Annotated in this window: 20 protein-coding genes and 2 tRNA genes; 9 read left to right on the top strand and 13 right to left on the bottom strand. The window is 71.6% G+C overall.

Annotated elements, in window-relative coordinates; translation table 11 throughout:
• Positions 1–23: 23 nt before the first annotated feature.
• The 3 genes from EOE48_RS00990 to EOE48_RS00980 all read right to left on the bottom strand — a co-directional run bounded on the left by EOE48_RS00990 (position 24) and on the right by EOE48_RS00980 (position 849).
• A tRNA-Ala gene (locus EOE48_RS00990) sits at positions 24–99 on the bottom strand.
• 88 nt (positions 100–187) lie between these two features.
• A tRNA-Ala gene (locus EOE48_RS00985) sits at positions 188–263 on the bottom strand.
• A 196-nt stretch (positions 264–459) separates the two neighbouring features.
• Positions 460–849: a TIGR02300 family protein gene (locus EOE48_RS00980; RefSeq protein WP_127726899.1), complete on the bottom strand. Its 390-nt coding sequence runs from the start codon at positions 847–849 to the stop codon at positions 460–462.
• 204 nt (positions 850–1,053) lie between these two features.
• On the opposite strand from EOE48_RS00980, the gene aroA reads away from it, so the two are divergent.
• Positions 1,054–2,403, top strand: coding sequence for a 3-phosphoshikimate 1-carboxyvinyltransferase (gene aroA / locus EOE48_RS00975; RefSeq protein ID WP_127726898.1), 1,350 nt, complete (start codon positions 1,054–1,056; stop codon positions 2,401–2,403).
• Between the two features lie 22 nt (positions 2,404–2,425).
• Entirely contained in the window at positions 2,426–3,067 is a 642-nt protein-coding gene (cmk, locus tag EOE48_RS00970) for a (d)CMP kinase (RefSeq protein ID WP_127726897.1), read from the top strand.
• 29 nt (positions 3,068–3,096) lie between these two features.
• Here cmk and EOE48_RS00965 read toward each other — a convergent pair whose 3' ends face one another.
• From EOE48_RS00965 to EOE48_RS00945, 5 genes are all read right to left on the bottom strand, one after another.
• On the bottom strand, positions 3,097–3,465 hold the full coding sequence (locus tag EOE48_RS00965) for an HVO_A0114 family putative DNA-binding protein (RefSeq protein ID WP_187371280.1): 369 nt from the start codon (positions 3,463–3,465) through the stop codon (positions 3,097–3,099).
• Entirely contained in the window at positions 3,462–3,785 is a 324-nt protein-coding gene (locus EOE48_RS00960; RefSeq protein ID WP_246153885.1) for a toxin-antitoxin system TumE family protein, read from the bottom strand. The genes EOE48_RS00965 and EOE48_RS00960 overlap by 4 nt, the downstream gene beginning before the upstream one ends.
• A 645-nt stretch (positions 3,786–4,430) precedes the next feature.
• A complete protein-coding gene (locus tag EOE48_RS00955; protein WP_127726896.1) occupies positions 4,431–5,852 on the bottom strand; it encodes a phosphatase PAP2 family protein in 1,422 nt (473 codons plus the stop codon).
• 74 nt (positions 5,853–5,926) lie between these two features.
• Positions 5,927–7,540, bottom strand: coding sequence for an outer membrane beta-barrel protein (locus tag EOE48_RS00950; RefSeq protein WP_127726895.1), 1,614 nt, complete (start codon positions 7,538–7,540; stop codon positions 5,927–5,929).
• Positions 7,541–7,638: 98 nt separating this feature from the next.
• Positions 7,639–8,169, bottom strand: a complete 531-nt coding sequence (locus tag EOE48_RS00945; RefSeq protein ID WP_127726894.1) for a GNAT family N-acetyltransferase — start codon at positions 8,167–8,169, stop codon at positions 7,639–7,641.
• Between the two features lie 328 nt (positions 8,170–8,497).
• Between EOE48_RS00945 and EOE48_RS00940 the strand changes: the two genes are divergently transcribed.
• The 6 genes from EOE48_RS00940 to EOE48_RS00915 all read left to right on the top strand — a co-directional run bounded on the left by EOE48_RS00940 (position 8,498) and on the right by EOE48_RS00915 (position 14,976).
• Entirely contained in the window at positions 8,498–9,835 is a 1,338-nt protein-coding gene (locus EOE48_RS00940; RefSeq protein WP_127726893.1) for an MFS transporter, read from the top strand.
• Positions 9,836–10,052: 217 nt separating this feature from the next.
• On the top strand, positions 10,053–11,162 hold the full coding sequence (gene cyoA / locus EOE48_RS00935) for a ubiquinol oxidase subunit II (RefSeq protein ID WP_246153906.1): 1,110 nt from the start codon (positions 10,053–10,055) through the stop codon (positions 11,160–11,162).
• Between the two features lie 41 nt (positions 11,163–11,203).
• Positions 11,204–13,204, top strand: coding sequence for a cytochrome o ubiquinol oxidase subunit I (cyoB, locus tag EOE48_RS00930; protein ID WP_127726891.1), 2,001 nt, complete (start codon positions 11,204–11,206; stop codon positions 13,202–13,204).
• A gap of 5 nt (positions 13,205–13,209) precedes the next feature.
• Complete coding sequence (gene cyoC, locus EOE48_RS00925) at positions 13,210–13,833, top strand: cytochrome o ubiquinol oxidase subunit III (protein ID WP_210249539.1); 624 nt, start codon at positions 13,210–13,212, stop codon at positions 13,831–13,833.
• Positions 13,830–14,216, top strand: a complete 387-nt coding sequence (cyoD, locus tag EOE48_RS00920) for a cytochrome o ubiquinol oxidase subunit IV (RefSeq protein WP_127726890.1) — start codon at positions 13,830–13,832, stop codon at positions 14,214–14,216. The genes cyoC and cyoD overlap by 4 nt, the downstream gene beginning before the upstream one ends.
• Positions 14,217–14,229: 13 nt before the next feature.
• Positions 14,230–14,976, top strand: coding sequence for an SURF1 family protein (locus tag EOE48_RS00915; RefSeq protein WP_127726889.1), 747 nt, complete (start codon positions 14,230–14,232; stop codon positions 14,974–14,976).
• A gap of 9 nt (positions 14,977–14,985) precedes the next feature.
• Here EOE48_RS00915 and EOE48_RS00910 read toward each other — a convergent pair whose 3' ends face one another.
• Positions 14,986–15,435 (bottom strand): phospholipase A2 family protein, encoded by a 450-nt coding sequence (locus EOE48_RS00910; protein ID WP_246153884.1) that lies wholly within the window; start codon positions 15,433–15,435, stop codon positions 14,986–14,988.
• Between the two features lie 313 nt (positions 15,436–15,748).
• Here EOE48_RS00910 and mutL point away from each other — a divergent pair, with 313 nt between their 5' ends.
• The gene (gene mutL / locus EOE48_RS00905; RefSeq protein ID WP_127726888.1) at positions 15,749–17,608 is read left to right on the top strand and encodes a DNA mismatch repair endonuclease MutL; all 1,860 of its coding nucleotides are present in this window, start codon (positions 15,749–15,751) and stop codon (positions 17,606–17,608) included.
• A 36-nt stretch (positions 17,609–17,644) separates the two neighbouring features.
• Here the strand turns inward: mutL and EOE48_RS29060 are convergent, their stop codons facing one another.
• The 4 genes from EOE48_RS29060 to EOE48_RS00890 form a co-directional block, all read right to left on the bottom strand.
• Complete coding sequence (locus EOE48_RS29060; protein WP_187371279.1) at positions 17,645–17,809, bottom strand: hypothetical protein; 165 nt, start codon at positions 17,807–17,809, stop codon at positions 17,645–17,647.
• A 57-nt stretch (positions 17,810–17,866) separates the two neighbouring features.
• Positions 17,867–18,703, bottom strand: coding sequence for an MBL fold metallo-hydrolase (locus tag EOE48_RS00900; protein WP_127726887.1), 837 nt, complete (start codon positions 18,701–18,703; stop codon positions 17,867–17,869).
• A gap of 79 nt (positions 18,704–18,782) precedes the next feature.
• Positions 18,783–20,993 (bottom strand): TonB-dependent siderophore receptor, encoded by a 2,211-nt coding sequence (locus EOE48_RS00895; protein ID WP_425463612.1) that lies wholly within the window; start codon positions 20,991–20,993, stop codon positions 18,783–18,785.
• A gap of 204 nt (positions 20,994–21,197) precedes the next feature.
• On the bottom strand, positions 21,198–23,063 hold the full coding sequence (locus EOE48_RS00890; RefSeq protein ID WP_127726886.1) for an ABC-F family ATP-binding cassette domain-containing protein: 1,866 nt from the start codon (positions 23,061–23,063) through the stop codon (positions 21,198–21,200).
• Between the last annotated feature and the right edge of the window lie 135 nt (positions 23,064–23,198).

The following is a 23,198-nucleotide window of genomic DNA, read 5'->3' as shown; positions in this document are numbered from 1 at the left end:
GAAATTCAGCGAGCGAGGAAGGATGGTGGAGCCAGGCGGAATCGAACCGCCGACCTCTTGAATGCCATTCAAGCGCTCTCCCAACTGAGCTATGACCCCGTACCCATCCGCGGCCTTGGGGAAGCCGCGGGTCCTCATGTTCCCACGGGCTGCGGAGCAACCCGTCTCAACCCTCGATGAGGAGAGTTGGTGGAGCCAGGCGGAATCGAACCGCCGACCTCTTGAATGCCATTCAAGCGCTCTCCCAACTGAGCTATGGCCCCGGTTCCGCTGCGGCGCTTGGGATCGCCGCGGGACCGCCGGAGCGCCCCGAGAGGGGCGCCGCCGCCGGTGAGCGGCTGTATATGAGGGGCTTGGTCCGGACACAAGCCCCGGGGCGGGGTTTCTGCGAAGTTTTCGTGACCGGGCCGGATTCGCCTGCCCGATCAGATGCTTGCCCGCGCCGGGACGGCGCGGCGGCTACGATTCCTCGTCGTTCTCGATGTCGCCGTCGATGAGGTCGGAGACGTCGTCGCCGCTCTCCTCGTCCTCTTCCAGGAAGGTGTCGTCGTCGTCGCCGCCGGCATCGCCGACATCGGCGTCGTCGTCGGCCACGGCCTCGGCGCCCTCCTCCTCGGCGGCCTCGACCTCGTCGAGGGAGACCATCTCCGGCCCGCTGGTCTCTTCCTCCTCGTCGTCCTGCGCCGGACGGTTGGCGACCTGCGGGGCCGGGATCCGGGTCGTGGACAGGGCCGCGACCTGATAGACGGTGCCGCATTTCGGGCACACGGCAGGATCCCTGCTGAGGTCGTAGAACTTGGCGCCGCAGCTCATGCACTGGCGCTTCAAGCCGAGTTCCGGTCTGGCCACGGTGGAAAAGCCTCTCGATTTTCTCTTGAAGTGCGCCCGGTTAGTCGCGGGCGCGGTCGCTGTCAAATGGCGCCGAGGCGGTTGGCAGAGGACGCCCGAACAGGGCGGATGACGGCGCGGCCCCTCCCGTGGTAACGACCCGCCGCCCGCGCCTGCCCCCGGCGCCGCCCGCGCCCCGCCACCGCAACCGACGTCAGGCCGCCCGTGTCGCACGATTCCGCTCCGTCCCCCCTCACCGCCGCCGCCGGTGCCGCCTTGCGCGGGGCGCTGCGGCCGCCCGGCGACAAGTCGATCTCGCACCGGGCGATCATCCTCGGCCTGCTCGCCCTCGGCGAGACCCGGGTCGAGGGCCTGCTGGAGGGCGACGACGTGCTGCGCACCATCGCGGCGGCGCGCGCGCTCGGCGCCGGGATCGACCGGGACGGGGAGGGGCGCTGGCGGGTGCGCGGCGTCGGCATCGGCGGCCTGAGCGATCCCGAGGGCGTGCTCGATTTCGGCAATGCCGGCACCGGCTCGCGGCTGATGATGGGCGTGGTCGGCGGGCAGCCTGTCACCGCGACCTTCGACGGCGACGCCTCGTTGCGCAAGCGGCCGATGCGGCGGATCCTCGATCCGCTGGAGCGGATGGGGACGCAGATCGTGGCGCAGGCCGAGGGCGGGCGGGTGCCCCTGACCCTGCGCGGCCCGGCCGAGGCGATCCCGGTCACCTACGAGACGCCGGTGGCCTCGGCGCAGATCAAGTCGGCGGTGCTGCTCGCCGGGCTCAACGCCCCGGGCACGACGACCGTCGTCGAGGCGGCGGCGACCCGCGACCACACCGAGCGGATGCTGCGCCTGTTCGGCGCCACCGTCGCGGTCGAGCCCTGCGGGCCGGAGGGCCACGGGCGGCGCATCGCGCTCACCGGCCAGCCGACCCTGCGGGCGACCGAGGTGGTGGTGCCGGCCGATCCGTCCTCGGCGGCGTTCCCGCTGGTGGCGGCGCTGATCGTGCCGGGCTCGGACGTGGTGATCGAGGGGGTGATGATGAACCCGCTGCGCACCGGGCTCCTCACCACGCTGATCGAGATGGGGGCCGAGATCGAACGCCTGCGCGAGCGCGAGGAGGGCGGCGAGACCGTCGCCGACCTGCGGGTGCGGGCGAGCCGCCTCAGGGGCGTCGACGTGCCGCCCGAGCGCGCCCCGGCGATGATCGACGAGTACCCGGTGCTCGCGGTCGCGGCGGCCTTCGCCGAGGGCACGACGCGGATGCGCGGCCTGCACGAGCTGCGGGTCAAGGAATCCGACCGCCTCGCCGCGGTCGCCGACGGCTTGCGGGCGAACGGCGTCGCCCACGCGGTCGAGGGCGACGACCTCCTGGTCCACGGCGACGGCACGCCGGCGGCGGGCGGCGGCACCGTCGCCACCCATCTCGACCACCGCATCGCGATGGCGTTCCTGGTGATGGGCCTCGCCACGGCGGCGCCGGTGACGGTCGACGACGGGGCGATGATCGCCACGAGCTTCCCGAGCTTCCTGCCGACCATGCGCGCGCTCGGCGCCGCGATCACCGAATGACGCCGGCAGGGGGAGTGACGCCATGGTGATCGCGATCGACGGGCCGGCGGCCTCCGGCAAGGGCACCCTCGCGCGGCGTCTCGCCGTGCATTACGGGCTGCCGCACCTCGATACCGGGCTGCTCTACCGGGCGGTGGCGATGGCGCTGATCGACGAGGACCGCAGCCTCGCCGATCCCGACGCGGCGGCCTCCGCCGCCCGCACCCTCGACGCCGGCAGCCTCGACGACCCGCGCCTGCGCGACCGCCAGATGGGCGAGGCCGCCTCGATCGTCTCGGCGGTGCCGGCGGTGCGGGCGGCCCTCCTCGACTGGCAGCGCCGCTTCGCCGGCGCCCCGGGCGGGGCGGTGCTCGACGGGCGCGACATCGGCACGGTGGTCTGCCCCGACGCCCCGGTGAAGCTGTTCATCACCGCCTCGGCGGAGGAACGCGCCCGCCGCCGCCACCGCGAGCTCGGCGGCCGCGGCGAGGCCGCTGCCTACGAGGCGGTGCTCGACGACATCCGCCGCCGCGACGCCCGCGACGCCGGCCGCGACGCCGCCCCGCTGGTGGTCGCCGCCGACGCGGTGGTGATCGACACGACCGCCCTCGACGCCGACAGCGCGTTCCGCGCCGCCACCGACATCATCGACGGACGGCGGGCGGGGGCAGGCCAGGAGCAATAGGCCCTGCGGCGGGACCGGCCGGCACCAGGTCAGAGCGGCGCGCCGCTGAGATCGAGACGGGCATGAACGGATCGGGCGGCGACGGTCAGACGGCGGCCGTGCTGCTCTATCAGCCCCGCCTCGACCAGCGCGGTCACGTCGTCGTGGACGCGCCGGTAGTCCCGTCCCACGCTTCCGGCGAGGGCACGGATCGAGGGGGCCGGCTCGCGGGCGAGGTGCCTGAGCAGGTGGAGACGGGTCGACGACAGGACCGAGATCAGCGTCTCGAAATCGTGGAATACCAGCACCTGGCGGGGCTCGCTCGCCTCGCCCCGCTCCGCGGCTTCCCACGCGTCGACGAACCGCCGTCCCATCTCCTCGGCCGACGTCCCGATCTCGATATCGATGTCTCCGCTCATAGCTCACCTCCGCGCATCGTGCGCACCTCGTCGAGAAACACGCGGACCAGTTCGCGCACCGAAATGAAGGTGTACGGGGCCTCGACTGCGCCCCGATGAACGTGATCGCCCTTGCCGGCCTCATTGTCGTAGCTCAGGAGCCGGGTTCCCGGAACGCCATAGAAGAGGCGGTACTTGAACCTGTGCGTCGAACCACGAACGCACTCCGGGTCCGGTAGCCGCCACGCGACGAGTTGAAGAATCGCCCCATCCGGGTACGTCTTCTTCATGTTGAGGATCAACGAGGCAGCGGCCATCTCGCCCTGCGTCGGAATGGACATTCCGTAACGGCATATATAAAGATTTGGTCCGTCCGGTTCCAGTCCGCTGTCACGATCCGGGCGTGATGGCGCCACTCGAGCTGGCCACAGCGCTGCGGCTACGCTATCGCCCTCGGCAGACCTTCTCAGGAACAGGCCAGCCCGGGCTTGGCCCCTAAGCAAACTTGCGTTGGCGGCCCAACGCTTCATCCGCTTAGAGCATTTACCAACGAAGTGGATACCGGTTCGTCGTAGAAAATGCGGCAAGATCAGAGACCTAGAGAAGCTTCGCGATTGCAGCGCGATCGTGAAGTGTTCTAGAGCCTGTTTGAGCGACTGTTCCTCGCATCGATCGCGCGAAGACCCCCATTTTTCGGACGGCTGGAACACAGCGAAAGTCGATTCGGGATCCAGCACAAGAAGTCGCGAAGCGTCTATACCCGGCGACAGTGCTGACATATGGAGCTGCTTCGCGGCACATCTGACATCCGGACCACGGATCTCCTCCCGCTGACACTTCAGTCGTGGGGAAATGGGGCGCATAGTCTTTAAGTCTAGAGTCAACCAGGCTTTTGGATTCTTGGTTTGTCGCGGATTTTTGTCGCAAAAACGGGGGCCACTTCTGCGATATCCGCTTAGCTTCGCTCTGCCGGACCGAGGGGGCTCTCACGGCTTGAGCGAGGATTGCGCCGGCGGCCCCTTGCGGGCGGCGAGCGCCGCGGCCTCGCCGGCGGCGGCGTAGAGGTTCAGGCGGGAATAGAGACCGAAGGCCGAGCCGTCGTCGAGGAACCCGCCGCCGGGTCCCTGGGTGCGGGTCAGGATCGCGTTGGCCTCGTCGAGGCTCAGCGCCGGGAACGCCGCGGTGAGCAGGTGGCCGGCCTCCGGGGCGATCCGGCCGACATCCTCGGTCGTACCCGCTCGCTCGGGATGGACCACCGGCAGGCCGTAGGTCTGGGTGGCGTCGTAGAGCGCCTTGTTGGCGGCGGGGTCGCGGAAGCGGCCGTCGTCGGTGCCCGCGCAGGCCGCGAGCGTGTCGCCGCAGCCGTCGCGCAGGACGGCCTGCAGGTCGGCGCGGGCGGCCGCGACGGCGGCGCGGTAGTCGGTGATCGCCACCGGGTCGCTGGCGCTGGTGCTCATCGGGTCGAGCACCGCCGGGTTCTTGCGCACCTGCCCGACATAGGCCGGGTCGTTGGCGAGCAGGTGGGCGACCGCGTGCAGGGCGACGGTGCGCCCGCCGAGCACGTCCATGGCGTAGTGCGCGCCGACGACGATGCGGTTGTTGCCGTACTCGGCGGCGCGGGCGATCATCTGCTGGTAGCGCTCCGGCACCAGGATCGCGAGGACGAGCGACTCGGTGTAGCCGTAGGTGGTGTGGCCGCTCGGGTAGGACGGGCTGTCGGTGAGATCCTGGTTCGGCCCGTGCAGCCAGTCGAGGCTGTGCGACTGCCGGCCGAAATAGTCGAGGCCCCGGTAGGCGTGGAGCTGCGGCAGGGTCTGGAACGGGCGCGAGTTGCCGTAGGCGTCGGCGCCCTGGCTGCCGGCCGGGCGGTCGTAGGCGCGGCCGAACACGTCCGGCGTGCCGCCCTGCGCGGCCAGGATCGCGGCCGCGGCCTCGGAGACCGGCGCCTTGCCGTTGGTGGTCGCGTTGGCGAAGAAGAACTTGCCGGCGTTGGAATCCGACTTGGTGATGTTGTTGGTGTAGCCGAGGAGGTCGGCGACCGAGGGCGCGACGCTGGTGAAGGTCTTGTAGTCGGCGTAGCGCGCCTTGCCCTGGTAGATCCCGCCGAGCCGCGCGCCGAGCCCGTCGGCGAGTTCGGCGGCGTTGCCGTCGGTGATGAAGCAGTCGCGCAGGGCGAGCTGGCGCTGCTCGGCGAGCGGCAGCAGCAGCGGCTGGCCCGCTGCGCCGGACTGGATGCCGCCGGTCACCGCGAGGTTGGCGGCGAGCGCCGCCCGCCCCTCCGGCGTGCGCGCCAGCGCGCTGACCGGCGCCAGCCCCTTGAGCGCGGTCAGGTTCGGGCCGGTCTGGGCCCAGGACGGGACCACCGCCAGCCATGCTGCCGCGATCCCGAAACTCGTCACCCTGCGCATGGAGCCCCCTTCGTCTTTCCGTCAGAAGACGACGGGCGCCGCGCCGTGTCCAGGGCCTCCCGGCCTCGGACGGGTCAGGGATTGACCCGCACGCCGACCAGGAACGTGTCGGAGACGAAGTTCGAGAACGAGGCGGTGCTCTTCAGCCGCTCGTGGGTGTAGCTCGCGCGCAGACCGAGCCAGCGGTTGAGGCGGTAGTCGAGGCGCAGGCCGGCCGAGTAGCCGCGTTCGAGGATCGACACGCCCTGGTACTCGTTCTCGTAGGCGAGCCCGACGAGGCTCAGGCGCAGGTTGCGGCGCAGGTCGTGGGTCACCTCGGCGACCGCGGTGCGGTTGAGGATGCCGCTCGCCCCCGGCACGATGGTCTCGGCGACCCCGGTCGAGGCACCGACCCGCAGCGAGGTCAGGGCCGTCGCGGCCCAGATCACCGCCCCGTCGACCACCGGCCCGGTCAGCGTGCGCAGGCGCGGATCGACGTAGGAGCGGCTCAGCACGCCGCCGGAGACCTCGCCGCTGAGCAGCTCGCTGACCCGGAAGGTCGTGCCGAGCCGGGCGGTGATGCCGTCCGAATCGCGCCGGAAGCCGGAGAAATCCACCGCGCGATCGTGGATGCGGGTGTCGAGCAGCACGTCGACGAACGGCGTCAGGCCGGGGCGCAGCTCGTAGCCGGTGCGCAGGCGCAGGCCGTACTGGTTGGCGTTGCGGTCGCTCTGGGGCACCACCACCCCGTTGAGCTGCACCGCGTCCTCGTAGGTCTGGCGGTCGACGAGGCCGCGCAGCGAGACCTGGAGCCGGTTGAAGTCCTGCACCACCCCGACCGTGCCGCCATAGGCCGCCACGAGGGGGCGCTCGCGCACCGCGGTGTTGAGGTCCGGGCTGCCGGTGCGCTGGGTGGTGATGAGGTAGCGGCCCTCGACCTCGAACCGGGTGTCGCGGGCGGCGTCGATCCGCAGCCGCAGGGAGCCGTCGCCGTCCGGGCGGTTGGCCGCCTTGTTGTCGGGATAGTCGAGATAGCCGATGCGCATCTCGCCCGCGAGCTGGTGGACCGGCCAGTCGCTGAGCACGCGCAGCTCGCCGTCGGTGCGGAACGCCACCGAGGAGCGCGCCGTGGCCGCGCGGTCCGGGTTGGTGTCGTAGCCGACGCTCTGCTGCAGGGCCGGGTACAGCACGACGTTGCCGACCCGGATCCCGACCGGGCCGTAGGGATCGAGGGGGTCGATCCGGCGGCGCAGCAGCGGCGCCCCGGAGGCGACGATGTCGGGCAGGCCGGAGACCGGCACCTGCACGATGGTGCGCAGGGCCGCGCTCTCGGCCGGCACCTGCGTCACCGCCCGGATGATCGCCGTGGTGGGCGGGCGCGTGCGCCGCTGCGGCGGGGTGCGCGGACGGCTCCCGGACGGCGTCCCGGCCACGGAGGGCGTCCCGGCCGCCGGAAGGGCGCCCGGTGCGCCGGAGGCCCTGCCCGGAGCGGTCGGGGTGGTGCCCTGCGCGCCAGGGGCGGTGTTGCGCTGGGCGGACGTGGTCGCGGACGGAAGGCCGAGACGGAGCGCCGAGCCGCCATCGGCGGTCTGGGCCCGGGCGGCGCCGGCCGCGACGGCGAGGGCGAGGACGGCCGCCGGCAGGCGCCCGCGGCCCGCTCCGGCTCCCGGTCGCCTCTGGCGCCGCTCCTGTGGCCGCTCGTCCGTCACGGGACCGTGCTCCCCCCGATCGGACCCGCCCGGGGAACGACCGCCGCCTCATGGTTAAGAGAGCTAGAACGAACGCGGTTAATGACGGGTAAGCGTCGTCAGCGCTCCGGCGGCGTGCCGTCGCCCGGGCCGAGCGCCCGCTGCATCAGCACGGTGTCGAGCCAGGTGCCGTGCTTCCAGCCGACCGCGCGCAGCACCCCGGCGGGCGCGAAGCCGAGGGCGGCGTGCAGGCCGATCGAGGCGGCATTGCCGGAATCGCCGATCACCGCGATCATCTGCCGGTGGCCCGCCCGGGCCGCGGCGGCGATCACCGCCCCGAGCAGCCGGCGGCCGAGGCCGCGGCCGGTCGCGGCCGGGTCGACATAGACCGAATCCTCGACCGTGAACCGGTAGGCCGGGCGGGGCCGGTAGGGCCCGGCATAGGCGTAGCCGAGCACCCGGCCCTCCACCTCGGCGACGAGGTAGGGATGTCCGCCGGCGACGAGGGCCGCGCGGCGGCGGGCCATCTCGTCCTCGCCCGGCGGCTCGGTCTCGAACGAGGCCCGGCCGGTGACGACCGCGTGGGCGTAGATGCGGGCGACCGCCGGGATGTCCGCGGCCGTGCCGGGGCGGAGGAGGGGGTTCGGCATCGTCGTGCTCCTGACCCGGCCGCCGCGACCGCGGTCCCGGGTGCTGCGTCGTGTCTCAGCCGGAAGCGGGGCCGGCGCATGTCTTCCCCGCATGGCAACGCCGGCCCGAACGACCACCGCCGACAGTGCTGAATGCGCGGCGGTACTTTGCCTCGCCCACAACACAGCAGTCCTCGGGGAACTTGTGCAAGATATTGCATGGTTTGACGCAGCAGCCGGATGCCGCACGAAAACCCGTTTGCCGAGGGTTAGCAATTCGGCTACCCCTCGCGGCGCCGCAGCAGACGGCACCAAACTCCATTCGCCGCCGCACTTCGGGGTGCCCACGATGCCTCCCGCCACATCCGCGTCCTCGTCCAGCGCCCTCGAGCGCGACGCCCGCCTGGTCTCGACCGACCACAAGGTCAATCCCAACGAGATCGCGGCCGGCGTGGTGATCGGGCGGGCGTCGGAATACTTCGACTTCTTCGTCTTCGGCATCGGCGCCGCGCTGGTGTTCCCGAAGGTGTTCTTCCCCTTCGCGTCCAGCCCGCTGACCGCGATGCTGTACTCCTTCGCCACCTTCGCGCTGGCCTTCGCGGCCCGGCCGATCGGCACCGCGATCTTCATGGAGATCGGCCGCCGGCACGGCCGCGGGGTCAAGCTGACCATCGCGCTGTTCCTGCTCGGGTTCTCGACCGCGGTCATCGGCTTCCTGCCCGGTTACAACCAGATCGGCATCTCGGCGGTCTACATCCTGGCCGCCCTGCGGATCGGCCAGGGCCTCGCCCTCGGCGGCGCCTGGGACGGGCTGGCCTCGCTGCTCGCCCTCAACGCCCCGCGCGAGCGGCGCGGCTGGTACGCGATGATCCCGCAGCTCGGGGCCCCGTTCGGCTTCATGCTGGCGAGCGCGCTGTTCTCGTTCTTCGTCGTCAACCTGTCGGAGGAGGAGTTCCTCGCCTGGGGCTGGCGCTTCCCGTTCTACTGCGCCTTCACGATCAACGTCGTGGCCTTGTTCGCGCGGCTGCGCCTCGTCGCCACCGACGAGTTCGTGCGCCTGATGGAGCAGGGCAAGCTGGAGCCGGTGCCGGTCTCCGAGCTGCTGCGCCACCACGCCAAGGACGTGCTGCTCGGCGCCTTCGTGCCGCTGGCGAGCTTCGCGCTGTTCCACCTCGTGACGATCTTCCCGATCAGCTGGATCACCCTGTTCACCAGCCGCTCGGCCGGCGAGTTCATGATGGTGCAGTTCTCCGGCGCGATCGTGTGCGCCGGCGCCATCGCGGCCTCGGGGCTGATCGCCGACCAGATCGGCCGCCGCAAGGCGCTGCTCATCAGCGCCGGCCTGATCGGGCTGTTCGCCCTCGCCAGCACGCTCGCGCCGCTGATCTTCGGCGAGAGCGCGATCGGCCAGACCATGTACGTCACGACCGGCTTCGCGCTGCTCGGCCTGTCCTACGGCCAGACCGCCGGCGCGGTGACCTCGCGGCTCGGCGCGCGCTACCGCTACACCGGCGCGGCGCTCACCTCCGACCTCGCCTGGCTGTTCGGCGCCGGCTTCGCGCCGCTCGTCGCGCTCAGCCTGTCGGCGGAGTACGGGCTCGCCTGCGTCGGCCTCTACCTTCTGTCGGGGGCGGTCTGCACCATCGCGGCGCTGCTGATCGACCGGTCCGAGATGCGGCAGATGTGAGCGGCCGCGAGGCTCCCGGCGGGGCGCCGCCCCGCCCGTCCCGATCGCTCCGCGGCCCCTCCCGCGGGGCCGCCCGGCAGACTTCCCGGCCGCGCCGACCGCGCCGGCACCTTTGAACAGGTCAGCTCCCTTGGCCCACTCCCTCCACGCCCCGCCCCGCCCGCGCAGCCTGACGGGCCGCCTCGCGCGGGGCCTCGCGCTCGTTCCCCTCGCGGCGATGCTCGCCGGCTGCAACCTCGTCGTCATGCAGCCCTCCGGCGACGTGGCCGTGCAGCAGCGCAACCTGATCCTCGCCTCGACCGGCCTGATGCTGCTCATCATCGTGCCGGTCATCGCCCTGACCCTGGTCTTCGCCTGGCGCTACCGGGAGAGCAACAAGGAGGCGGTCTACGACCCGGACTGGCACCACTCGACCCAGCTCGAGGTCGTGATCTGGACCGCGCCGCTCATCATCATCATCGCGCTCGGCGCGCTGACCTGGATCAGCACCCACGTCCTCGACCCGTTCCGGCCGCTCCAGCGCATCGAGGCCGGGCGCCCGGTGCCGGAGGGGGTCAAGCCCCTCACCGTCCAGGTCGTCGCCCTCGACTGGAAATGGCTGTTCTTCTACCCCGAATACGGCGTCGCCACCGTCAACGAGATGGCCGCCCCGGTCGACCGGCCGATCGAGTTCAAGATCACCGCCTCCTCGGTGATGAACGCCTTCTACGTCCCGGCGCTGGCCGGCATGATCTACGCGATGCCCGGCATGGAGACCAAGCTCCACGCGGTCATCAACAAGCCCGGCGACTACAACGGGCTGTCGTCGCACTACAGCGGCAGCGGCTTCTCGCGCATGACCTTCCGCTTCCTCGGCCTTCAGGGCGGCGAGTTCGACCAGTGGGTCGCCAAGACCAAGGCCGAGGGCAAGGACCTCAGCCGCGAGGCCTATCTCGACCTCGAGAAGCCGAGCGAGCAGGTGCCGGTGACCTACTACAAGTCGGTCGCCGACGGGCTCTACGGCCTGATCGTCAACATGTGCGCGGTGCCGGGCAAGATGTGCATGAACGAGATGATGCGCATCGACGCCGCCGGCGGCGCCGGCCCCGAGAGCCACGAGAACCGCGAGAAGCTCCAGTACGACAACCGTCACGTCCGCGAGGGCCACGAGCCGCCGGGCGCCACCACCCCGGCCTCGCACCGGCCGCCCCGCGGTCAGGTCCAGCCCGAGGGCATGAAGCCCGACGGGAAGAACCCGGCCGTGCGCGGCTCCGACCCGCAGCCGGACCGCGGCGACGGACCTGCGGCCCCGCAGGACCCGGTCGCCCCGGCCCAGCGCAGCAACTGATTCCATCCTTTCCCGAGGGACACTCCTCGAACGAGGGTTCCATGTTCTCCGACAGCCTTCAGAAGTTCCTGTTCGGGCGCTTCACGCTCGAATCGATCCCGTTCCACGAGCCGATCCTCCAGGTCACCTTCGCGGGGGTGGCGCTCGGCGGCATCACGGTGCTCGCCGCGATCACCTACTTCCGGTTCTGGGGCCCGCTGTGGCGGGACTGGATGACCAGCGTCGATCACAAGAAGATCGGCATCATGTACGTCGTGCTGGCGCTGGTGATGCTGCTGCGCGGCTTCGCCGACGCGCTGCTGATGCGCTCGCAGCAGGCGGTCGCCTTCGGGGCCAACGAGGGCTTCCTGCCGCCGCACCACTACGACCAGATCTTCACCGCCCACGGCGTCATCATGATCTTCTTCATGGCGATGCCGTTCGTGACCGGGCTGATGAACTACGTCGTGCCGCTGCAGATCGGCGCCCGCGATGTCGCCTTCCCGTTCCTGAACAACTTCTCGTTCTGGATGACCGCCTCGGGCGCGGTCATCGTGATGATCTCGCTGTTCGTCGGCGAGTTCGCCCGCACCGGCTGGCTCGCCTACCCGCCGCTCTCGGGCGCCGACATGAGTCCCGGCGTCGGGGTCGACTACTACATCTGGGCGCTCCAGATCGCCGGCATCGGGACGCTGCTGTCGGGCGTGAACCTCATCGTCACGATCGTGAAGATGCGCGCCCCCGGCATGTCGATGATGAAGCTGCCGATCTTCGTCTGGACCTCGCTGTGCACCAACGTGCTCATCGTCGCCGCCTTCCCGGTCCTGACCGCCGTCCTCGCCCTGCTGTCGCTCGACCGCTACGTTGGTACGCACTTCTTCACCAACGACCTCGGCGGCAATCCGATGATGTACTTCAACCTCATCTGGATCTGGGGCCACCCAGAGGTCTACATCCTGATCCTGCCGGCCTTCGGCATCTTCTCGGAGGTGACCTCGACCTTCTGCGGCAAGCGCCTGTTCGGCTACGCCTCGATGGTCTACGCCACGGTGGTCATCACCATCCTGTCCTACCTGGTGTGGCTGCACCACTTCTTCACCATGGGCTCGGGCGCCGACGTGAACTCGTTCTTCGGGATCACGACGATGATCATCTCGATCCCGACCGGGGCGAAGATCTTCAACTGGCTGTTCACGATGTACCGCGGCCGGATCCGCTTCGACGTGCCGATGCTGTGGACCGTCGGCTTCATGGTGACCTTCGTCATCGGCGGCATGACCGGCGTGCTGCTCGCCGTGCCCCCGGCCGACTTCGTGCTCCACAACTCGCTGTTCCTGATCGCGCACTTCCACAACGTGATCATCGGCGGCGTGCTGTTCGGCATGCTGGCCGGCGTCAACTACTGGTTCCCGAAGGCGTTCGGCTTCAGGCTCGACCCGTTCTGGGGCAAGATGAGCTTCTGGTTCTGGCTCGTCGGCTTCTACGTCGCGTTCATGCCGCTCTACGTGCTCGGCCTGATGGGCGTGACCCGCCGCGCCCAGCATTTCGACGATCCCTCGCTGCAGATCTGGTTCGTCGTCGCGGCCTGCGGCGCCGGGCTGATCCTGCTCGGGATCCTGTCCTTCATCGTCCAGCTCTTCGTCTCGATCCGCAACCGCGAGGCCCTGCGCGACGAGACCGGCGACCCGTGGCACGGCCGCACCCTGGAATGGTCGACCTCGTCGCCGCCGCCGGACTACAACTTCGCCTTCACCCCGGTCATCCACGACCTCGACGCCTGGTCCGACATGAAGAAGCGCGGCTACAGCCGCCCGGTCTCGGGCTTCCGGTCGATCCACATGCCCCGGAACACCGGCACCGGCGTCATCCTGGGCGGCCTGAGCGTCGTCTTCGGCTTCGCGATGATCTGGTACATCTGGTGGCTCGCGGCGCTGTCGTTCGTGGCGATGCTCGCGGTGACGATCCTCCACACCTTCAACTACGACCGCGACTACCACATCCCGGCCGACACCGTCGTCCGGTCCGAGGACCGGCGCACGGCGCTGCTGGCGGGACAGGTCTGACCCCGATGATGCACACCGACACCGCTCCTCCCGGGACCGCCCCGGTCTTCCACCAGGAGGAGGACCACCACCCGGAGAACGGAACCCTGCTCGGGTTCTGGATCTACCTGATGAGCGACTGCCTCATCTTCGCGGTGCTGTTCGCCACCTACGGGGTGCTCGGCCGCAGCTACGCGGCCGGGCCGTCGCCGAGCGACCTGTTCGAGCTGCCGCTGGTGGCGCTCAACACCGCGATGCTGCTGTTCTCGTCCATCACCTACGGCTTCGCCATGCTGGAGATGGACAAGGGCAACCAGCCGATGACCCAGCGCTGGCTGGCCATCACCGGCCTGTTCGGCGCCGCCTTCATCGCCATCGAGCTCTACGAGTTCGCCCACCTCATCCACGAGGGGGCGGGCCCGACCCGCAGCGCCTTCCTGTCGTCGTTCTTCGCCCTCGTCGGCACCCACGGCCTGCACGTCACCTTCGGCCTCGTCTGGCTCGCCACCCTGATGGTGCAGGTCCACCAGCGCGGGCTGATCCCCGAGAACAGGCGCCGGCTGATGTGCCTGTCGATGTTCTGGCACTTCCTCGACGTGATCTGGATCGGCGTGTTCACCTTCGTCTACCTGATGGGAGTCCTGCAATGAGCGCGGCCGACTCGGCCCACCACGGCGACGGGCACGGCCACCACGAGGCGAGCCATGGCTCGTTCCGGGGCTACGTCACCGGCTTCGTGCTGTCGGTCATCCTCACCGCGATCCCGTTCGCCCTGGTGATGGCCCGCCCGATCGACAGCGCGCTGTGGACCGGCCTCGTCGTCATGGCGTTCGCGGTGGTGCAGATCGTGGTCCACATGGTCTACTTCCTGCACATGAACACCAGCTCGGAAGGGGGCTGGACCGTGCTGGCGCTGATCTTCACGATCGTGCTGGTGGTCATCACCCTCACCGGCTCGCTGTGGGTCATGCACCACCTCAACACCAACATGATGCCGCTGGCGCCGGGCGACGTCCTGCACCGCCATCCCTGAGGCGGACCGCCCGATGGCCTCCGGCCCCAGGCCCGCGCGGCGCTCCCGTGCGGGCCTCGTCGTGCTCAACCTCGTCGGCCTCGCCCTCGTGGCGGCGCTCGTCGGGCTCGGCACCTGGCAGGTGCAGCGCCGGGCCTGGAAGCTCGATCTGATCGCCCGGGTCGAGGCCCGGCTGCACGCCCCCCCGGGGCCGCCGCCCGGCCCGGCGGAGTGGCCGGCGATCGGCCCCGGCGACGCCTATCGCCGCCTGACCCTGACCGGCCGCTTCCGGCACGACCGCACCGCCCTGGTGCAGGCGGTGACGGCGCTCGGCGGCGGCTACTGGGTCGTCACACCGCTCCACACCCCGGAGGGCTTCGACGTGCTGGTCAACCGCGGCTTCGTGCCGGCCGACCGGCGCGACCCGGCCGGCTGGCAGCGGCCCGAGGGGCCGGTGACGCTGACCGGACTGCTGCGGCCGAGCGAGCCCGGCGGCGCCTTCCTGCGCAGCAACGATCCGGCCGCGGACCGCTGGTACTCCCGCGACGTCGCCGCCCTGGCACGGTCCCGGGGCTTGAGCGAGGTCGCGCCCTACTTCGTCGACGCCGAGGCGACCGCCCCCGGGATCCTGCCGGTCGGCGGCCTCACGGTGGTGGCGTTCCGCAACGACCACCTCGTCTACGCGATCACCTGGTACGCCCTCGCCGCGATGACGCTGGCGGCGGTGATCGCCCTGGATCTCGGCTACCCGCGCGGGCGCGCCGGCGGCTCGGACGACTGAGCGCGACGTTCAGTCGTCGCCCTCCCCGGCATCGGGGTCGTCGAGGAGGGCGGGGGCGTGGGTCGCCGCCCGCACGCCGCCGGCGGGGACGGGAGCGGCCGGGGCGGCGACGGCGAAGCCCGAGCCGGACGGGATCATGCCGACTCCGACCGCGATGAAGCCCGCCATCGCCCGCAGGTCGTCGGGCTGGCGCGGATCGCGGGAGATCAGCTCCGCCTCGCGCTGGAGCCGCAGGTTGCAGGCGCGGGACGGCAGGCCGCCGCGGGGCGTGCAGGCGTCGTGGCGGGCGCAGGCGGCGTCGAGGGCATCGACCGGCGGCAGCGGCGCGTTGTTGCCGGGCCCGCAGTAATTGCCGTGGACGAGCAGCGCCGGCGGCCGGCCGGACAGGCCGGGCTGCTGCGCGAGCGCCGGGGCGCTCAACCCGGCGAGGGCGAGGAAGGGCAGGGCGAAACGATGCATCGGGGGCCTCGTGGTCTGACGTGACGTTCCGCACCCGCGACCGACCGGAGCCGACCGGGCATTCGTCCGCGGGCGCGCCGCCCCCTCAGGCTTTGCGTCCGCCGCCATGACGGTGTCATGCTTGGCGACGTCGTGCGGCGGAACGGCCGACACCGGTGCGGGGCGCCTCCCGATCGGAGCCGGGCGGGTCCCCGGCTGCCGAGCCGTTCCAACCGCCAAGCCAACGGCCGGACGGGACCGGGGTTCCACGGCGGCGGATCCCCGGCGCCGCGGGCGCCTTCGCAGGCCAGACCGAGCCCCCTATATTCCGGTCATGTCCGCCCCGCCCCCCGCCCGCCCGGTCGTCCGCCGCCTCGACCCGGTCCTGGTCGACCGCATCGCCGCCGGCGAGGTGGTCGAGCGGCCGGCCTCGGCGGTCAAGGAACTGGTCGAGAACGCCATCGACGCGGGCGCGGGCACGATCGAGGTGACCATCGCGGCCGGCGGCCGGCGGCTGATCCGGGTCGTCGACGACGGCGCCGGGATGGGGCCGGACGACCTCGCCCTCGCGGTCGAGCGCCACGCGACCTCGAAGCTGCCCGACGGCGACCTCGCCCGCATCGACACGCTCGGCTTCCGCGGCGAGGCGCTGCCGTCGATCGGCGCGGTTGCGCGCCTGTCCATCACCTCGCGCACCGCGGAGGCCGCGAGCGGCCACGCCATCGTGGTCGATGCCGGGATCAGGGGACCGGTGCGGCCGGCCGCCGCCGGGCGCGGTACCCGGGTCGAGGTCACCGACCTGTTCTCCGCCACCCCGGCGCGGCTGAAGTTCCTCAAGGCCGACCGGACCGAGGCGGCGGCGGTCGCCGAGATCCTGCGCCGCCTCGCGGTGGCGCATCCGGGCATCCGCTTCATCCTCGGCGGGGAGGGCGTCGGCGGGCTGACCCTGCCGGCGGAGGCCCCCGGCGCCGGCTCGTGGCTGCGCCGCCTCGTCGCGGTGCTCGGACCCGAATTCGGCGACAATTGCGCGCCGCTGAGCCTGGAGCGCGAGGGCTTCGCCCTCGACGGCCATGTCGGCCTGCCGACCTTCCACCGGGCCGCCGCGACCCATGTCCACTTCGTGGTCAACGGCCGGCCGGTGCGCGACCGGCTGCTGCTCGGCGCGGTGCGCGGCGCCTACGCCGACGTGATGGCCTCCGACCGCCACCCGGTGCTGGCCCTCGCCCTCACCTGCGACCCGGCGGCGGTCGACGTCAACGTGCACCCGGCCAAGACCGAGGTGCGCTTCCGCGACCCGGCCCTGGTGCGCGGCCTGATCGTCAGCGCAATCCACGAGGCGCTGCGCCGCGCCGGCGGGCGCAGCGCCAGCACCGTCGCGGCCCGGACCCTGGACAGCCTGCGCCCGGCGAGCCTGCCGTTCCCGGATCCCGCCTCCGAAGCCCCGTCCTTCGCGGAGCGTCCCCCGGGGACGATGCCGGCCGGGCCGTTGCCCGAGCGGAGGGAGGCGCCGGCCCCCGGCTTCGCCGAGGCGGCGCAGGCCCGCTTCGACGGCGACCTCGCGCTGCCGAGCGCCGACCTGCGGCCGGAGCTGGCGGATCCCGAGCCCGCGGCGGCGGAGCATCCCCTCGGCGCCGCCCGGGCCCAGCTCCACGAGACCTACATCGTCGCCCAGACCCCGGACGGAATCGTCATCGTCGACCAGCACGCCGCCCACGAGCGCCTCGTCTACGAGCGGCTGAAGCGCGAACGGGCGGCCGGCGGCATCGCCCGGCAGGGGCTGCTGATCCCCGAGGTGGTCGAACTCGATCCCGCTGAGGCCGACCGCCTCGTCGGGGCGGTGGGCGACCTCGACGCCCTCGGCCTCGCCCTCGAGCCGTTCGGCCACGGGGCGGTGCTGGTGCGCGAGGTGCCCGCGGCGCTGAAGGGCGGCAGCGTGCGGGCGCTGATCGCCGACGTGGTCGACGCGCTCGCCGAGGGCGGCGCCGACCCGCTCGGCCGGAGCCTCGACGCGGTCCTGTCGCGGATGAGCTGCCACGGCTCGATCCGCGCCGGCCGGCGCCTGCGGCCCGAGGAGATGAACGCGCTCCTGCGCGAGATGGAGGCGACCCCGTTTTCCGGCCAGTGCAACCACGGCCGCCCGACCTATGTCGAGCTGAAGCGCGCCGACATCGAGCGGCTGTTCGGGCGGCGGTGACGCTGTCGGGACGGATGCCGCGGCGCTGACCGTTCCTTATTTCCCGCCGGTGCCGCTCGTTCCGCCGGCGCTGTTGGCGGCGGGCTTGTTGTTGCTCTCGGCGTTGCCGGAGGCGGCCGAGGACGAGCCGGCGGGCCGGCCCTGGGCCAGGACCGGGCCGGCGGCGAGCATCAGCACGGCGGCGATGGCGAGGGTTCTCATGGACGTCTCTCCCTGTAGCGAGCGGACAACGCGGCCGGGCCCCGGCCGATCCATGGCTCAGCCCCGCCCCTTCGGCACCGCGACGGTGCGGAAGTCGCGCGCGAGGGCGTGGAGGGCGGCGCGCAGGCCCGGCCCCCGGGCGGCGCGGCCATGGCCGGTGACGGCGAGATCCGGCTCCAGTGCGGCGAGGGCGCGCACCGAGCACTCCGCCGCCGCCCAGTCCGGGGTGAAGTAGGCGGGCGGCCCGTGCAGCTCGGGCTCCTGCACCGCGACCGCGTAGGCCGATTCCTGGGCGGTGGTGATGACGGCGTCGCCGGCGATCAGCGCCCGGTCGGCCTCGCGCCAGAACGAGACGTGGCCGGGCGTGTGGCCCGGCGTGGGGATCCAGCGCCAGCCCGGCAGGGGCGGCACCGTGCCGTCCTCGGGCAGGCGGTGCAGGCGCTCCGACACGTCGACGGGCGAGCGCGGAAACAGCGGCGAAAGCCGCGCCACCAGACCGCCGCCGGCGCCGGGATCGGCCGGCGGGTAGGCGGTCGAGCCGTCGAGATAGGGGATCTCGCGGGGGTGCGCCCAGACCGGGGCGTCCCAGTCGCGCGCCAGATCCTCCAGTACGCCGACATGGTCGAAATGGCCGTGGGTGAGGAGGATCGCCGCCGGGCGGGCATCGGCGCCGAAGCGCGCCGCCGCGGCCCTGCGGATCGCCGGGCCGGACCCGAACACCCCGGCATCGACCAGGACCCAGTTGCGGTCGCCGGCGCCCGGGGTCCCGACATAGGCCACGTTGACGAGAACGTGGCGCTGGTACGCGAGGTCGGCGGCGACCGGGTGGGTCCCGTCCGGATCGGACGCGACCGGGACCACGGAATCGGGCGACAAGGGGATCTGCTGGGCCATCGGCCGGCTGCCTCCGGGAATGCCGGACAATGCTCCCCCCGTGTATATGTTCCTCCCCGTCCTACCCCGCGCCGCCGGCTCACCAGCGGTAGATCAGGCTGCCGATGACGGTCGCGGGCGCGCCCCGGTAGCAGAAGCCGGCCTGGCAGTTGGTGTAGTCGCGGTCGAACAGGTTGAACGCATTGATCTGTGCCCGGAAGCCCTTGTACTTCGGGTCGAGTGCCGCGAAGTCGTAGGCGACCAGCGCATCGACCAGAGTCACGGCCTTGTTGCGGGCGGTGTTCTCGTCGTCGGCGAAGCTCGGGCCGGCATAGCGGATGCCGGCGCCGATCTGGAGGCCGGAGAGCGGCGAGCTCGGCGGGAACAGGTAGGTTCCGAACACCTTGATCGTGTCGCCGGGGATGCCCGAGAGGGCGTTGCCGTCGATCGGCGCCTGCGTGACCAGCGAGGTCTGGCGCACGAAGCGGAAGTCGAGGTGTGTGTAAGCGAAGGTCAGGTTGGTGCCGGGCCCGAAATTCGCCACGAGCTCGGCCTCGAAGCCCTTCGAGCGGACCTCCCCGGTCGCGACCTGGTTGGCGAAGCTGTTCGGGTCCTGGCGCAGGATGCTCGACTGCGTGATGTCGAAGCCCGCGAAGGCGGCGGTGATGTTGGTGTCGGGGATCTCGGCCTTGATGCCGGCCTCGATCTGGTCGCCGGTCGCCGGCTTGAAGGCGCGGCCGAAGAAGTCGGCGCCGACCTGCGGCGTGAAGGTGGTGGCGTAGCTCGCATAGGGCACGAGGCCCGGCGCCAGCCGGTAGTTGAGGCCGACGCGGCCGGTGAAGGCGCCGTCGGTCTGGTCCTGCGGCGTGCCCGGCACGCCGGCGAAGCTGCTGCGGGTGCCCGACGACACCCAGTCGTGCCGCCCCGTGAGCGTCAGGATCCACCGGTCCCACTTCGCCTGCTCCTGCAGGTAGAGGCCGACCTGATCCTGGCTCTGGTTCGCCGTGATGTTCAGGGTCGGCCGCGGGATGAACTGGCGGCCGTAATTGAGGCTGGCGAGGTCGAGGTCCGGCGCCGTGCCGAGGCCGGCGAGGCGGTCCCAGGTGTAGTGCAGGTAGTCGACGCCGCCGAGCAGCGTGTGGCTCACCGGGCCGGTGGCGAAGCGGCCCTCCAGCTGCGTGTCGAGCGCGACCGAGTGCAGGTTCTCGATGAACAGGCCGGTCGAGCGTTCCGCCGTCAGGCCGGTGACGCCGTCGATCTGGACATAGGGGAAGTCGCCGTTGACGCCGTAATAGCGAAAATTCTGGCGGAAGATCAGGTCCGGGCCGAACTTGTGCTCGAAGGCGTAGCCGACGCGGTATTGCTGCTGGGTAAAGGCGTTGAAGGCCGGATCGCCCTGATAGTAGCGCGAGACGCGATAGTTCGGGAAGTTGTAGAACGCCGAGGTGCCGGGCAGCTTCGAGTTCTGGAACTCGGTGAGGATCGTCAGGGTGGTGTCGGCCGAGGGTCTCCAGGTGAAGGCCGGCGCGATGTTGAACCGGTCGTCGGCGGCCCCGGGCAGGAAGGTGTCGGACCGGCGCACGACGCCGGTGAGCCGGTAGGCCATGGTGCCGTCCGAGCCCTCGACCGGACCGCCGAAATCGAAATTGCCCTGGAACCGGTCGTAGTTGCCGGCCTGGAACCAGGCCTCGCCGAACCGCGCGAAGACCGGGCGCTTGCTGGTCACGTCGACGATGCCGCCGGGCGAGCCGAGGCCGTAGAGGCCCGAGGCCGGCCCGCGCAGGATCGTCACCGCCTCGGTGCCGTAGGGCTCGATGCGCGGCACCGCCAGCCCGACCGCCGCCTGCCGCAAGCCATCGCGAAAAACGCCGTCGTAGGTGGCCGAGAAGCCGCGGATGTAGAAGGCGTCGAAGCGCGGGTCGAAGCCGAACACGTCGGTCGAGGTGCCGGGCGCGTAGGCGAGCGCCTGGTTGAGGTCCTGGACGTTGCGCTCGTCGAGCTGCTGGCGGGTCACGACCGAGACCGATTGCGGCGTCTCGATCAGCGGCGTGTTGGTCTTGGTCGCGGTCGGGCTCGCCTTGGCGGTGTAGCCGACGACGCCGCTCGGCCCCCCGCCGCCGCCGCTGGTGACGGCACCGTTGCCGCGGGCCGGGCCGGTCTCGGCCGGGCGGGCCCCCGCCACGTCGATCTCCTGGAGCTGGATGGTCGAGTCCTGCGCCGCCGCGGGTACGGTCAGCGCGACCGTGCCGAGCAGGACGGCGAGCCGGCGGCGGGCCGGCGGACGGTGGAGCGGGAACGCGGCAGGACGCAGGGGCACGGGCGAAGCCTCCGAAGACGACGACGATCCCCTCTGTCTATCCCCCGCGTCGCCGCGGACAAGACTGATGCTCCAGCAGCCTGGAACAGGTCTAGACTGTCGGTTTCAATTCTGTGGGCGGTTGTATTTATGCTGCACGGACGAGCGCTGCTCGAACGTGCCGCTTTTTATTTATTCGAAATCGATCCTGCCGGACCCTCACGCGCCCTCCAGTTCGGCGCTCAGCGCGAGCCACTCCTCCTCGGCGGTGGCGAGCGCGGCGGCGGCCTCGGCCCGCATCCGCGCGAGGTCGCCGGCCTTGGCCGGGTCGGACCGGAACGCGCTGCCGTCCTCGAGCGCCGCGTCGATCTTGGCGATGGCGCCCGACAGCTTCTCCATCCGGGCCTCGACCGCGTCGAGCCGGCGCCGCACCGGGGCGAGCGCCGCCCTTCGCTCGGCGTTGGAGCGGCGCTCGACCGCCCTGGCGCCGCCGGACGGTTCGGTCGCCCGCGCCGTCTCCGGTTCGGGGCCGGCGAGGACGAGGCGGCGGTAATCGTCCATGTCGCCGTCGTAGGGCTTCACGCTGCCGTTGCCGACGAGCCAGAGCCGGTCGGCGCAGGCCTCGACCAGGAAGCGGTCGTGGCTGACCAGGATCACCGCGCCCTCGTAGTCGTTGATCGCCTCGATCAGGGCCTGCCGGCTCTCGATGTCGAGGTGGTTGGTCGGCTCGTCGAGGATCAGCAGGTGGGGGCCGTGGAAGGCCGCGAGCCCCATCAGCAGGCGCGCCTTCTCGCCGCCGGAGAGCTGCGACACTGGCGTGTCAGCCTTGCGGCTGTCGAAGCCGAGGCGGGCGGCCGCCGCCCGCACCCGGGCTTCCGGCACGTCCGGCATCAGGTCGCGGACATGGGCGTAGGCGCTCTCGGCCGGGCGCAGCTCGTCGAGCTGGTGCTGGGCGAAATAGGCGACGTCCATCTTGCCCGAGCGGCGCAGCTCGCCCGCGAGCGGCGCGAGGCGCCCGCCGATGAGCTTGCAGAAGGTCGACTTGCCGTTGCCGTTGGCGCCGAGCAGCGCCACCCGGTCGTCGGGGGCGAGCGTCAGGTTGAGGCCGCTGAGGATGGTGCGGTCGCCGTAGCCGGCCGAGACCCGCTCCATGCTGACGAGAGGCGGCGACAGCACCCGGGGCGGGCTCGGCAGGTGGATCACCGGCACGTCGTCCTCGATCAGCGCCGCGATCGGCTCCATCTTGGCGAGCCGCTTCATCCGCGACTGCGCCTGCCGGGCCTTGGTCGCCTTGGCCTTGAAGCGGTCGATGAAGCTCTGGAGGTGGGCGCGCTCGGCCTCCTGCTTGGCCTTCGCCTTGGCCTGGAGGACCCGCTTCTCCGAGAGCTGGCGGGCGAACGAGGTGTAGCCGCCGCGATAGAGCGTGAGCCCGCCGCGGTCGAGGTGGAGGATGTGGTCGACCGAGGTGTCGAGCAGGTCGCGGTCGTGGCTGATGACGATCGCGGCGCGGGGATAGCGTTCGAGGTAGTCGTAGAGCCAGAGGGTGCCCTCGATGTCGAGGTAGTTGGTCGGCTCGTCGAGGAGGAGAAGGTCGGGCTCGGAAAAGAGCACGGCGGCGAGCGCGACGCGCATGCGCCAGCCGCCGGAGAAGTCCGCGCAGGGGCGTCCTTGCGCCGCCGCGTCGAACCCGAGGCCGTGCAGGATCGCGGCCGCCCGCGCGGGGGCCGAGTGGGCGTCGATGTCGACGAGGCGGGTTTCGATCTCGGCCCGGCGCAGGCCCTCGGCGGTCTCGGCCTCGGCGAGCAGGCGGGCGCGCTCGGTGTCGGCGGCGAGCACCACCGCGTGCAGGGTCTCGGGACCGGCCGGCGCCTCCTGCGCCACCGCGCCGATGCGGATGCCCTTGGGCAGGGCGATCTCGCCGCCCTCGCTGCCGATCTCGCCCAGGATGAGGCGGAACAGGGTGGTCTTGCCGGCGCCGTTGCGCCCGACGAGGCCGACCCGCGCCCGCTCGGGCAACGCGAAGCTGGCGCGGTCGAGGATCAGGCGCTCGCCGATCCGGTAGGTGAGGTCGTTGACGCGGAGCATGGCCGCCTTGTGCGGGTGAGCGCCACGGGGCGCAAGGCCCGCCGCCGGTTGAGGCCGGTGGCGGGCGGAACAACCCCAGATTTGCCAACGCCCTGCCGCGCCCTGCAAGGGGTTGTACCCCTCGCAGCGGCCCGG

This window comes from Methylobacterium oryzihabitans (assembly GCF_004004555.2).
GTDB lineage: Bacteria > Pseudomonadota > Alphaproteobacteria > Rhizobiales > Beijerinckiaceae > Methylobacterium > Methylobacterium oryzihabitans.
The sequence above is the reverse complement of the archived record's forward strand: the minus strand, read 5'-3'. Positions and strand labels throughout refer to the sequence as shown.

Excerpts from the sequence above, each read along its gene's own strand:
- cmk (WP_127726897.1), top strand. The coding sequence starts at position 2,426 with ATGGTGATCGCGATCGACGGGCCGGCGGCCTCCGGCAAGGGCACCCTC.
- EOE48_RS00965 (WP_187371280.1), bottom strand. The coding sequence starts at position 3,465 with ATGAGCGGAGACATCGATATCGAGATCGGGACGTCGGCCGAGGAGATG.
- EOE48_RS00960 (WP_246153885.1), bottom strand. The coding sequence starts at position 3,785 with ATGTCCATTCCGACGCAGGGCGAGATGGCCGCTGCCTCGTTGATCCTC.
- EOE48_RS00955 (WP_127726896.1), bottom strand. The coding sequence starts at position 5,852 with ATGCGCAGGGTGACGAGTTTCGGGATCGCGGCAGCATGGCTGGCGGTG.
- EOE48_RS00945 (WP_127726894.1), bottom strand. The coding sequence starts at position 8,169 with ATGCCGAACCCCCTCCTCCGCCCCGGCACGGCCGCGGACATCCCGGCG.
- EOE48_RS00940 (WP_127726893.1), top strand. The coding sequence starts at position 8,498 with ATGCCTCCCGCCACATCCGCGTCCTCGTCCAGCGCCCTCGAGCGCGAC.
- cyoA (WP_246153906.1), top strand. The coding sequence starts at position 10,053 with ATGCTCGCCGGCTGCAACCTCGTCGTCATGCAGCCCTCCGGCGACGTG.
- cyoB (WP_127726891.1), top strand. The coding sequence starts at position 11,204 with ATGTTCTCCGACAGCCTTCAGAAGTTCCTGTTCGGGCGCTTCACGCTC.
- cyoC (WP_210249539.1), top strand. The coding sequence starts at position 13,210 with ATGATGCACACCGACACCGCTCCTCCCGGGACCGCCCCGGTCTTCCAC.
- cyoD (WP_127726890.1), top strand. The coding sequence starts at position 13,830 with ATGAGCGCGGCCGACTCGGCCCACCACGGCGACGGGCACGGCCACCAC.
- EOE48_RS00915 (WP_127726889.1), top strand. The coding sequence starts at position 14,230 with ATGGCCTCCGGCCCCAGGCCCGCGCGGCGCTCCCGTGCGGGCCTCGTC.
- EOE48_RS00910 (WP_246153884.1), bottom strand. The coding sequence starts at position 15,435 with ATGCATCGTTTCGCCCTGCCCTTCCTCGCCCTCGCCGGGTTGAGCGCC.
- mutL (WP_127726888.1), top strand. The coding sequence starts at position 15,749 with ATGTCCGCCCCGCCCCCCGCCCGCCCGGTCGTCCGCCGCCTCGACCCG.
- EOE48_RS29060 (WP_187371279.1), bottom strand. The coding sequence starts at position 17,809 with ATGAGAACCCTCGCCATCGCCGCCGTGCTGATGCTCGCCGCCGGCCCG.
- EOE48_RS00900 (WP_127726887.1), bottom strand. The coding sequence starts at position 18,703 with ATGGCCCAGCAGATCCCCTTGTCGCCCGATTCCGTGGTCCCGGTCGCG.
- EOE48_RS00890 (WP_127726886.1), bottom strand. The coding sequence starts at position 23,063 with ATGCTCCGCGTCAACGACCTCACCTACCGGATCGGCGAGCGCCTGATC.